We start from the raw sequence: 10,230 nt of genomic DNA, 5'->3' as shown, positions 1-10,230 counted from the left end.
TGGAAACAAACAGAATGCTATCGCTGCATAGTTGAACAGTGATGTTCAGCAGTGTTCAGCGTAAATGTATCAGCACGAACTGCTGGAATCGATTGTGGAGCGCCTAAACAGTGGCGAGATCCGCGCCGTCGATTAAACCCTGTCTTCAGGTTGAGATTGCCCTCAAGACTTTGGAGAACTAGACTCCAGTCTGTCCTCGAACGCCGGGTATTCTGCTTGTATCCTTGGGCTCATCCCGTCGGGTGGATCGCCTAGAATAATCCACAACCCACCTCTTTCTGCTGCCATGAGTTCTCACTCTTCAGATTGGTTCACGCGGGCTCGCCACATTTTTTACGGCACAGCCACTGCTCTGGTGGAAATCCTGCAAGACCCGGAAAAGCGCACCGAAAACCTCAACCGCCTTTCGATGGACTTGGGACAACTGGCGGCGGAGCTGGAGCAAAAGGGAGAGTTGATCGAGCAGGAGGCAGTTCGTTACGTTGAGAGTCTCAGGGATCCAGCCGCCAACGCCCCCTCGGCAAGTCCTGACTCTGAAGCGCCTGTCGAGAATGCTCCCCCGACACCAGCTTCCTCCCCCAACAAGCCGGCTATCTCCAGAGAAGAGATGGCTGAGTTGATGGAGCTGATCCATCAGATTGAGTCCTTGCGCCTGGATTTGGAGCGGTTGCGCACCTCGTCCTGAGTCCTGTGCGGTTCGATATCCTTACCCTTTTCCCCGAATTTTTTGAAACGCCGCTGCGCATTGGGCTGGTGGGCAAAGCCCTACAGCAGGGGATCGCCGAAGTCCACTGCACCAATCCACGCGACTTCGCCACCGATAAGCACCGCCGTGTCGATGATGAGCCCTACGGGGGTGGGGTGGGCATGGTGCTCAAGCCAGAGCCTTTCTTCGCTGCTGTCGCCTCCCTGCCCCGGTTGGATCCCTGCGAGATCATTCTGCTGACGCCCCAGGGGCAACCGCTGAACCAGGCGCTGCTGCAGGAGCTGGCCCAGAAGGCGCAACTGATCCTGCTGTGTGGCCAGTACGAAGGCTTTGACGAACGCATCCGCCAATACCTGGCCACCCGCGAGGTGTCGCTGGGGGATTTTGTCCTGACCGGGGGGGAAATTCCGGCGCTGGCCCTGATCAACGGCGTGGTGCGGCTCTTGCCGGGCACTGTGGGCAAGGTAGACTCGTTAAAGAGGGAAAGCTTCGAGGCGGGGCTGCTGGACTATCCTCAGTACACCCGCCCGCCAGAGTTTCAGGGGCACAAGGTGCCGCCGGTACTCCTCTCAGGCGACCATCAAGCCATTGCCCGTTGGCGTCTGCAGCAGCAGCTGGTTCGAACCTGGCAAAGGCGGCCAGACCTGTTGGCCAAGCGCCCCTTGACCGCCGAAGAGCAGCAGTTGTTGGTAGAGGGGCTGGCGGAGCAGCACCCTCGTGGAAACGAAGCGGAGAAATAAAATGCTCGGCAAGCTTCTCAACCGTCTCCTGAATCCATCGCCCGTCTGCTGGCGTGGGATCCCCTCGCCCCCAGTGCTGCTCCTGGTGGGAATGGCCTTGAGCTCGGTTCTGAGCGGTTCTGGGGTGGCCCTGGCCCAAAGCGGAAGTGTCAACGATGCCATTCGCCGCGACAGCAATCCCCCTCTGTTGGATGGCACCAGCATCAACGTCAACGATCTCTTCCGGGCTGCCGACTTCCTCTCCCGCCAAAGTGCTGCTTCCCGCTGGGACGGCAAGGCCAGCGTTGATGCTGCTGTGGAGCAATTTAACCAATCCCGCCGCCGCTCCCTCCCGCTTTCTCCCGGTTCCTTGGCACCTGAGCCCACCCCCACTCCCTAAGGTTGGATCCCATTCCCGGTAAATCTGTTAGGATCGCAAAGCCGATCCCGTGCCTGCTGAAATGCGGTACACCGTTTTCGGGATCCATTAGGAGAACACCGCCGTGGTTAAGAGCACCCCCTCCAGCAAAGCCGATACGGAACAGCGTTTGGATCCCGCCAGCCGGGGTCACTCCAAAGACAGTTCCACCGCACCCAAAGGGATCCCGGGTTTTATTCAAGAGACCCGCACAGAATTAAGCAAGATTGTTTGGCCGAGCCGCCGGCAATTGATCGGCGAGTCGGTAGGGGTCTTACTGATTGTGTTGGCTTTTGCTTCCTTCATCTACCTGGTCGATCAAGTGTTTGCTTGGGTAGCCACTCAGCTGTTCTTGTGATGTTCTGTCCTGAGGGGCAAGAGAGTCATGTTCAAGGATGGCTACAGGGAGGATGTGAGGTGATGAGGCCAGAGCAGCAGCGAAAACGTCGTGGGGGCCGTGTGGAGCACTTTGAGCCTGCAGACGCGATCCCGGAACCAGACGAGGGGGAAGGTCAAGAGCGTCGCAACCTGCGCTGGTACGCCGTGCAGGTGGCCTCAGGCTGCGAGAACAAAGTGAAGAGCACCCTGATGCAACGGGCGGCTGCTTTGGATGTGGCGGATCAAATTGTCGAGGTGGTGATCCCGAAGCGGACGGGCTTCAAGCTGGATCGATCCGGCAAGCGCCAGGAGCAAGAGGAGAAGATTTTTCCCGGCTATGTCCTGGTGCGCATGGACATGAACGACGACACTTGGATGGTGGTGAAAACAACCCCCAACGTGATCAACTTTGTCGGCACCGAAGAAAAGCGGGCCTACGGTCGCGGTCGGGGGCATGTTACACCGCGTCCCCTCAGCCAAAGCGAAGTCCAGCGCATCTTCAGCAGCGTCGAGGTGGAGGAAGTGCCCCTCAAAATCGACATGGCCCCTGGGGATCGCATCGAGGTGCTGTCCGGCCCCTTCCAGGGTTTCTACGGCGAGGTGGTGGAGGTCAGCCCAGAACGGGGCAAGCTCAAGGCGTTAATCTCGATTTTCGGGCGCGATACCCCGGTAGAATTAGAGTTTGGTCAAGTGCGAAAAGAGGTGTAACTGCGTTTCATGGCTAAGAAGTTGGTGGCCGTGGTCAAGTTGGCCATTCAGGCGGGCAAGGCCACCCCCGCTCCCCCCATTGGCCCAGCCTTGGGTCAACACGGGGTCAACATCATGGCCTTTTGTAAGGAGTACAACGCCAAGACGGCGGATCAGGCCGGGATGGTGGTGCCTGTTGAAATCTCCATCTTCGAGGATCGCAGCTTTACCTTCGTCCTCAAGACGCCGCCGGCTTCGGTGTTGATCAAGAAGGCTCTGGGCATTGAGTCTGGCTCCAGCGAGCCCCACAAAACCAAGGTGGGATCCCTGACCCGAGCTCAACTGCGCCAGATCGCCGAGCAGAAGCTGCCGGATTTGAATGCCCACGATGTGGAGGCGGCCATGAAAATTATTGCCGGAACTGCTCGCAGCATGGGGGTGACGGTGGTGGATTGATGGAGGGATCCCTTGCCCGGTCTGAGGTGTTCACGGTCTTGAAAAAGTTGTTCTAGCAAACCACTGTGGGGGAGAGAAGTTCTCGTCAGTACCCCGAGGAGAAACGATGGCTCGAAAACTTTCCAAACGTATGCAGGCTTTGCGGGAGAAGGTGAAGCCCATTGCCTATGCTCCCGAAGCCGCTTTGGCCCTGATGAAGGAGACGGCCACCGCCAAATTTGAGGAGGCGGCAGAGGTTCACATCCGCCTGGGGATCGATCCCAAGTACGCCGACCAACAACTGCGCACCACTGTAGTCTTGCCCAGGGGCACCGGCCAAGAAATCCGAGTGGCGGTGATTGCCCGCGGCGAGAAAGTGGTGGAGGCCCAAAATGCAGGGGCGGATCGGGTTGGCTATGAAGACCTGATCGAGGAAATCAGCAAGGGCATGATGGATTTTGACCTTCTGATCGCCACCCCCGATGTGATGCCCCAGGTGGCTAAGCTGGGGCGGCTGTTGGGGCCGCGCGGCCTCATGCCCTCTCCCAAGGGGGGAACGGTAACCATGGATCTGGCCCAAGCGATTAAGGAGTTCAAGGCCGGCAAGCTGGAGTACCGGGCGGATCGCACCGGCATTGTGCATTTGATCTTCGGCAAGTGCAAGTTCCCCGTCGAAGCTCTGCTGGAGAACCTAAAGGCAGTGCAGGAGTCCATCGATCGCAACCGTCCCTCTGGAGCCAAGGGCAAGTATTGGCGAACCCTACACGTTTCTGCTACAATGGGCCCCTCGATTGAGGTTGATATCAATGCCCTGCGGGAGCTGAAGTTGGCGACCTAAGCCTGGCTTCGGCGCTGCGATGGGTTGAAAAGGGTTTGAGTGAGTGAATTTGGAGGAGGATCCCGGCAGAGCGTTTTTCCCCAGTTGAATAGCAAGCCGAAGACAGCAGGTGCCCGCGGGCTTAATGTCCTGCCGAGGTTTGAGCGAAGTTCAAAGGGATCCCTTCTTGGATCGCTTTTGAGGGTGCGCTTATCTCCATGCGTCTCGGCCACGGCTGGGACGCATTCTGTTTGGCAGAACCCAGATTCACCACCCGTTAACCCTGGGTGACCATTGACAACAAAGGAGGTGAGCGCATGGGCAAGCAACCTTTAGCGAAGAAAGCGGAGATCGTCGATAAAGTCCGATCCCTGCTGCAGGCCAGCCAAATGGTGCTGGTGATCGACTACAAGGGGCTGACCGTTGCGGAGATGGACCAACTGCGGGCAGAGCTGCGCAAGTCGGATTCGGTTTGCATGGTTGTTAAGAATACCCTGATGCGGCGAGCCATCGCCGACCAAAAAGCTTGGGCAGGGATCATTCCCTTTTTGGCGGGGCCGACGGCCTTTATCTTGATTCGGGGCGATATTTCAGCCGCCCTGAAGGCGTATCAAGATTTTGCCAAGCAAACCAAGAAAACCGAGTTCCGCGGTGCTGGCATTGAAGGGCTATCCCTGACCTTGGAGCAGGCCAAGGCCATCGCCGAGCTACCGCCCAAGGAAGTGCTCATGGCCCAAGTGGCGGGCAGCCTCAAGTCGGTGGCCACCGGCCTGGCGGTCGGGCTCAATGCTGTGCCCACGCAAGTGGCGCGCGGTATCCACGAGATCCCAGCCTCTCTGGGGCGGGCCATCCGGGCCATTGCCGACAAGGAGGCCGCATAAAGGGCTTCAGTTCATCAGCCCAAACCTGTGTATCGATTCTGTTACCCCCAAGGAGAAACCATCATGTCTTCAGAGCGCGTTGCAAAGATTTTGGAAGAGTTGAAAGCCTTGAGCTTGCTGGAAGCTTCCGAGCTGGTGAAAGCCATCGAGGAAACCTTTGGCGTCAGTGCAGCAGCCCCAGCCGGCGGCATGGTCATGGCAGCTCCTGTGGCAGCGGCGGCGGCAGCTCCGGCGGCAGCCCCTGAGCCGGTGGAAGAGCAAACTGCCTTTGATGTCATCCTCGAGGCTGTGCCAGCCGACAAGAAGATCGCCATCCTCAAGGTGGTGCGCGAGTTGACCGGCTTGGGTCTGAAGGATGCCAAAGATCTGGTCGAGGCGGCTCCCAAACCCGTCAAAGAAGGGGTTGCCAAAGAGGAAGCCAACGACATCAAGAAGAAGCTGGAAGAAGCCGGCGCCACCGTCAAGATCAAGTAGTTCCAGTTACGAGGAGAGCGCCTCTCCCTGCTCTGACGAGGAATCTAATCAAGACTCTCAAACCCAAGGGGGGCTGCTCCGGCCCCTCTTTTGGGTCTGACCGACCATTGGCGTGGGTTCGGGATCCCTGCTCCGCCGCGCTTCCACCTCTCCGTGAGCTTTCAAGAGGGCAGCCAGCTTGCGACGCATGACGATGCTGGGTTTATCGGTAAACATGTGCTGCTCCGCCTTGATATCGAGGGGAACGTCATAGTCGGTGCTTTCCAGAACCCGTTGATCCTCAAGGGTCACCTGCCGATCGAAGGCGATGATACTCTCAGCACTCACCTCTGCTTCCGAATCGTTGCGTAAACAGAATTGCACCACCTGCGAGGTTTGGTCGTCGATGGGGGTAGCCGCTGTGAAAATGATGTGGATGAGGCCGTTGGGGTAGGTGATTTTGAGCTTGCGACCAAAAGGCATAAACCAGGTGCCCTCCAGGATACGCACTGTGCGATCCTCTGACAGTAGAAAAGTGTCAGTGGGCTTCTGTTGGCATGTGGCTGTGGGGAGAGGTGGAAAGGTGCAAAACGAATTGAACCCCAACCGAGATCTCCGTAACACAGGGATCCCGGCCCAACCTACTGCAGAGTCCACCTCCCCCAAACCAGAACCGGCTGCTGAGAGCCAGGCAAATTGCTTGACAGACGGAGAGGTGGATCCAGAGCCCCGCCTCAGCCGTTCTCAACAAGAACGACAGCAGGAACGCCGCTCCTTACCTTGGCGCCTGGGGCTGGCCAACGTGCTCTCGGCAGGGTTGCATTTCATCGCGTTGCATTTCATGGCGATGAGCTGGATGGGTTGGCGGCCTGGGATCCCGGAGGAGGAGATAATCTCCTTTCAGTGGGTGGAGATGGCGGATGAGCCGCCCCCAGAGCCGCAGTGGATTGCGCCCGTCTCCGCCCGTGAGTCCGGTGTCTCTGAACCTCGGGATCACGTATCGGTGCGGCAGTCGCAAGTGCCCAGCCCAAGTGAAGAGGCCACTTCTGCGGCGGCACAGCCTTTGGTTGCCTCAGCCGCAGGGAGTCCTGTCCCTGGGATCCTCCCCCCATCCCCAAGGGAGCTTGAGATGCCCCAACCCAACCGCGACTCTGCCTCTCCTCAGCAGCAGCCAAAGGCCAGGTTAGAAAATCTGTCAGCGGGTTTAGCAGCTCTGGAGCAGGCAGTTGCCGATCACAATTGGGCGGAGGCGCTACATCTGACGGAAGAATGGCTGGATCACTGGCCTCTGTCCTCTCCACAGCGCCAGCAACTGCAGGACTATCGTCAGCATCTGCAAAGCCTACTGGCTACCTCCTCGGCAGCAGCAGTGGAGACCAAATCGGCTCAGATCTCTCCTGCTCAATCCCTCAAGCCTCAACCCGAAAGAGCAGCAAGTTCTCCTGAGGTTTTGCCACAACCCTACCTGTCGGCTCCAGCGGATCCGCATCCAACTTTGCCCTCTCCAGAGCCGATCGCAGCCCCGTTGGAAGAGCCTTCTCCCACCTTGCCCCCGACTTTTCCTACCGGATCCCACAGCTCCAGCCTTGGTCGCACCAGTGGGATAGAGTCCTCGCGGGCAGGCCCACCCAGCCTCAATGCCGTCGCCGATCCGGATTGGGGAGACTACTTGGCTCAATTCCAAGAAAGGGTTCGCCAACACTGGATGGTACGGCGGGCATCCGGATCCTACGTAACGGTGGTGCAGGTGCGTCTGGATCGACAGGGATCCCTGCGGGAACTGCGCCTGCAAACCCCCTCAGAAGATCCCCTATTGGATGCAGCCGTGCTCAGTGCCATCCAGCGCTCAGCCCCCTTTGCTCCTTTGCCCGAGAGCTATGTTGGCGAAGAACTGATGCTGGAAATTAACGTGTTGAGCGGATCCCTGCAGGCTGGCCCAACCCAGATTCCGAGAAACTAACGTCAGAACCTCAGGCAAGGCCACAAGCCCTGTTCAGAGGGGTTCAGATTTCCGAGTGTCGGCAGTAGCCTAGGCCATAGATTTGCGGCGGTTCCGCCGGACGGCTACCGCTTTGCGCTTGCGCTTTTCTAGGTTGGTTTCAAAGTGCCGATGGTTGCGCAAGTCCCGTAAAATGCCCGCCTTAGAAACCTGACGCTTGAAGCGACGCAGCGCAGATTCGATCCCTTCGTTTTCGCCAATCGTCACTTGGGTCATAGGAAAGACATCTCCTCCGTCGATCAAATGGGTTTGGTTACAACAGGGATCCCTATCCTAAACCATCTCCGCCCCGCTGCTTGCTGCTACAGTTCCTATTCACTGTAGCCGGCTGCCAAAGTTGAGCCCCGCAACCACCTCACCTTCCCTCAAATTGACAACGAATGAAGCAGTTGTCCCGGTGGGGGGTGGAGGGGAGGGTGGTGCTGGAGTTGGGCTGGGGGCACTGCCGATTACCGATTGCACAAAACCGGCGAAGCTAGACACCCGCGTATACACCCCATAGAAATTGGGCTGGGCGCAGCCGATGCCAAAACTGGTGATTCCGGCCAGGGCAAAACCCGTGCCACTGGACACAATCAAAGGCCCACCGCTATCAGCCTGACACGCATCGACTCCCCCCTGAGGAAAGCCGGCGCAGAGCATGGTATCTAAAATGTTGCCATTGTAGGATTGGGGCGCGTTGCACACCGCATTGGAGACGATGGGAACGGTGGCCTGCTGCAAATCTCGGGGAAAGCCGCTGGGCTCTTGATCCAGGGCGCGGGGGAAGGTGGCTCCCCAGCCGAGGATGGTGGCGGCAGTGCCGGGGGCTGTCAGGTTGGTTTGGTTGGGCTGCACCAGCGGCAGGGTGGCCAGAGCCACTGGCCGAGAAAGGCGCACCAGGGCAATGTCGTTCCCCCCAAGTTTCCCCACCTGGGGGTTGTAGCCGGGGTTGAGGACAATTTGCGCGGCGCGAATGCGTTGACCGGCGCCGATTTGTAGGCGGTTGGTACCCAACAGCAGATCCAGATTTTGGGCACTCACTACCTGCTTGCCTTGTTCGTCGAAAAAACAATGGGCAGCGGTAACTACCCACTCCGGCGCGATCAGGGATCCGCCGCAAAACTGCGCTCGAAAGGGATCCGGCTCAGCCGCGTTCAGCAAGGCCACCATCCAGGGAAAGGCCCCTTCGGGAGCAGGTCTGCCGCCCACAATCCGCTCCAGCCCCAAGCCTGAGCGCGGCGTGGTGAAGATTCGCCCTGGGGGCAAAAGGGCGGTGACGCGGTAGGTGCCAGGGGGCAAGTTGGAGAAGCGAAAGTTACCGCTGGCATCGCTGACGGTGCTGGGCTCCCCCGGGTCGAGGCGGCCATTGCCGTTTAAGTCCAAAAAGGTGGCGATGCCCGGCAGCCCCGGCTCCCCCGGATCCCGCAGCCCATTGCCGTTGAGATCGTCGAAATGGGATCCCTCAATTCGTCCTGTGGGAGGAGCTGAGACTGGGGGAAGCGGGCGACTGGAACCCCCGCCGCCACAGGCGCTTATGCTCAGGGCCAGACACAACCCCAGCGGAATAGACCAAGAGCGAGCCAAGCCCAAGGAGGAATGGGATCGCGAGAGATGAGGCATGGTCAGATTCTCCAAAGCCAGCCGGTTATGCCAGCCAAGGATATCCTACCGGCGAAGCCTAAAGATTGCGGAACCGGGAACGCTTCCCCCCGCGCCCGGCTCTTCCGATTTGCCCCAAGACCCCAATGCCCACTTTAGCCTCTTGCCGCCTGCGCAACTGGGCAGTAAAACCAGGGTGGGAGGGTGTGTGGCAGATGAATATCGCGGTCTTGGGGTTCAAAGGGGGCGTGGGCAAAACCACTACAGCGGTACACCTGGCCCTCTACCTTCAGCAAAAACAAGGGGCAGCTCCTGCGGGTGGGTCGGGGATGGCCCTGTTGATCGATGCCGATCCCAATCGCTCGGCCTCTCGCTGGGCAGAACGGGGATCATCCTTTCCTATCAAGGTATTGGCCGGGGATCCCACCACTCCCACGCCCACAGGCTTTCAGCACACGGTGATTGACACCCCTGCCCGTCCCACCCCGGAACAGTTACCAAAAAACTGGGTCTAAAGCCCCGCCCTAAGGCCTACGGCCCGCTGACGCGACCAGGGCGGCTTTTATCTTGCTAACCTGCGCTAGAGTGGGCCCATGCGCGTCCTCGAAGCCAAGCTCCTCAACGGCACAGCCCAGCAGTACCAAGCCCTGGATGAGGCCATCCGGACTGCCCAGTTCGTGCGCAACAAGTGCCTGCGCCACTGGATGGATCATCAGGGGGTGAACAGGGCCACGTTGTACTCCCTCTGCAAGGACTTAGCCAGAGAGTTCCCGTTCGCCCAGAAGCTGAACTCTCAAGCCCGGCAAGCCAGTGCGGAGCGGGCCTGGTCTGCCATCTCCAACTTCTACCGCCGCTGCAAGGAGAAGGCAGCCCGGAAGGGCTATCCCAAGTTCCAGAAACACTGTCGTTCGGTGGAGTACAAGCTGTCCGGCTGGAAGCTGTCTCCTGACGGCATGTCCATCACCTTCACGGACGGCTTCCAGGCGGGCACCTTTGCCCTGTACTGCAACGGCGAGGCACGGCGGGACATCCTCACCCTGAAAATCAACCGGGTGAGGGTCATACGCAGGGCCGATGGGTACTACGCCCAGTTCTGCCTGGACGTGGAGCGTCGGGAGAAGGTGGGCTACACCGGCGAGGCGGTGGGGCTGGATGT

General features: G+C 59.2%; 15 protein-coding genes and 1 other annotated feature. Of the genes, 12 read left to right on the top strand and 3 right to left on the bottom strand.

What is annotated here, in order from left to right; genetic code table 11:
- Window positions 1-286: 286 nt before the first annotated feature.
- The 9 genes from NW842_RS13570 (at window position 287) to rplL (ending at window position 5,515) form a co-directional block, all read left to right on the top strand.
- Complete coding sequence (locus NW842_RS13570; RefSeq protein WP_414329472.1) at window positions 287-685, top strand: hypothetical protein; 399 nt, start codon at window positions 287-289, stop codon at window positions 683-685.
- A 5-nt stretch (window positions 686-690) separates the two neighbouring features.
- Window positions 691-1,446: a tRNA (guanosine(37)-N1)-methyltransferase TrmD gene (gene trmD / locus NW842_RS13565; protein ID WP_414375537.1), complete on the top strand. Its 756-nt coding sequence runs from the start codon at window positions 691-693 to the stop codon at window positions 1,444-1,446.
- Between the two features lies 1 nt (window position 1,447).
- The gene (locus tag NW842_RS13560; protein WP_414375536.1) at window positions 1,448-1,825 is read left to right on the top strand and encodes a hypothetical protein; all 378 of its coding nucleotides are present in this window, start codon (window positions 1,448-1,450) and stop codon (window positions 1,823-1,825) included.
- Between the two features lie 103 nt (window positions 1,826-1,928).
- Window positions 1,929-2,201: a preprotein translocase subunit SecE gene (secE, locus tag NW842_RS13555; protein ID WP_011432847.1), complete on the top strand. Its 273-nt coding sequence runs from the start codon at window positions 1,929-1,931 to the stop codon at window positions 2,199-2,201.
- Window positions 2,202-2,263: 62 nt separating this feature from the next.
- Window positions 2,264-2,929 carry a transcription termination/antitermination protein NusG gene (gene nusG, locus NW842_RS13550; RefSeq protein ID WP_011432848.1) on the top strand — a complete coding sequence of 222 codons (666 nt, stop codon included), beginning with the start codon at window positions 2,264-2,266 and terminating at the stop codon, window positions 2,927-2,929.
- A gap of 9 nt (window positions 2,930-2,938) precedes the next feature.
- Window positions 2,939-3,364 (top strand): 50S ribosomal protein L11, encoded by a 426-nt coding sequence (gene rplK, locus NW842_RS13545; RefSeq protein ID WP_011432849.1) that lies wholly within the window; start codon window positions 2,939-2,941, stop codon window positions 3,362-3,364.
- Between the two features lie 106 nt (window positions 3,365-3,470).
- Window positions 3,471-4,181: a 50S ribosomal protein L1 gene (gene rplA, locus NW842_RS13540; protein WP_011432850.1), complete on the top strand. Its 711-nt coding sequence runs from the start codon at window positions 3,471-3,473 to the stop codon at window positions 4,179-4,181.
- 78 nt (window positions 4,182-4,259) lie between these two features.
- Window positions 4,260-4,419, top strand: a sequence feature (ribosomal protein L10 leader region).
- A gap of 58 nt (window positions 4,420-4,477) precedes the next feature.
- Window positions 4,478-5,041 carry a 50S ribosomal protein L10 gene (gene rplJ, locus NW842_RS13535; RefSeq protein WP_011432851.1) on the top strand — a complete coding sequence of 188 codons (564 nt, stop codon included), beginning with the start codon at window positions 4,478-4,480 and terminating at the stop codon, window positions 5,039-5,041.
- Between the two features lie 63 nt (window positions 5,042-5,104).
- Window positions 5,105-5,515 (top strand): 50S ribosomal protein L7/L12, encoded by a 411-nt coding sequence (gene rplL, locus NW842_RS13530; RefSeq protein WP_414329114.1) that lies wholly within the window; start codon window positions 5,105-5,107, stop codon window positions 5,513-5,515.
- A 57-nt stretch (window positions 5,516-5,572) separates the two neighbouring features.
- Here the strand turns inward: rplL and NW842_RS13525 are convergent, their stop codons facing one another.
- The gene (locus tag NW842_RS13525) at window positions 5,573-6,004 is read right to left on the bottom strand and encodes a hypothetical protein (protein ID WP_414375532.1); all 432 of its coding nucleotides are present in this window, start codon (window positions 6,002-6,004) and stop codon (window positions 5,573-5,575) included.
- Between the two features lie 73 nt (window positions 6,005-6,077).
- On the opposite strand from NW842_RS13525, the gene NW842_RS13520 reads away from it, so the two are divergent.
- Window positions 6,078-7,454 carry a TonB family protein gene (locus NW842_RS13520; protein WP_414418239.1) on the top strand — a complete coding sequence of 459 codons (1,377 nt, stop codon included), beginning with the start codon at window positions 6,078-6,080 and terminating at the stop codon, window positions 7,452-7,454.
- A gap of 69 nt (window positions 7,455-7,523) precedes the next feature.
- Here the strand turns inward: NW842_RS13520 and rpsU are convergent, their stop codons facing one another.
- Both rpsU and NW842_RS13510 read right to left on the bottom strand, forming a co-directional pair.
- Entirely contained in the window at window positions 7,524-7,709 is a 186-nt protein-coding gene (rpsU, locus tag NW842_RS13515) for a 30S ribosomal protein S21 (protein WP_011432857.1), read from the bottom strand.
- A gap of 99 nt (window positions 7,710-7,808) precedes the next feature.
- Window positions 7,809-9,095, bottom strand: a complete 1,287-nt coding sequence (locus tag NW842_RS13510) for a trypsin-like serine protease (protein WP_414375529.1) — start codon at window positions 9,093-9,095, stop codon at window positions 7,809-7,811.
- Window positions 9,096-9,289: 194 nt separating this feature from the next.
- Here NW842_RS13510 and NW842_RS13505 point away from each other — a divergent pair, with 194 nt between their 5' ends.
- Together NW842_RS13505 and NW842_RS13500 are read left to right on the top strand one after the other, a co-directional pair.
- The gene (locus tag NW842_RS13505; protein ID WP_414350991.1) at window positions 9,290-9,589 is read left to right on the top strand and encodes an AAA family ATPase; all 300 of its coding nucleotides are present in this window, start codon (window positions 9,290-9,292) and stop codon (window positions 9,587-9,589) included.
- Between the two features lie 78 nt (window positions 9,590-9,667).
- Window positions 9,668-10,230 (top strand): RNA-guided endonuclease InsQ/TnpB family protein (locus NW842_RS13500; RefSeq protein WP_414418238.1); only part of this gene is annotated, 563 nt, incomplete at its 3' end.

Source organism: Synechococcus sp. R55.4 (genome assembly GCF_047461935.1).
Taxonomy (GTDB): domain Bacteria; phylum Cyanobacteriota; class Cyanobacteriia; order Thermostichales; family Thermostichaceae; genus Thermostichus.
This window is presented reverse-complemented; position numbering and strand designations above follow the sequence as displayed.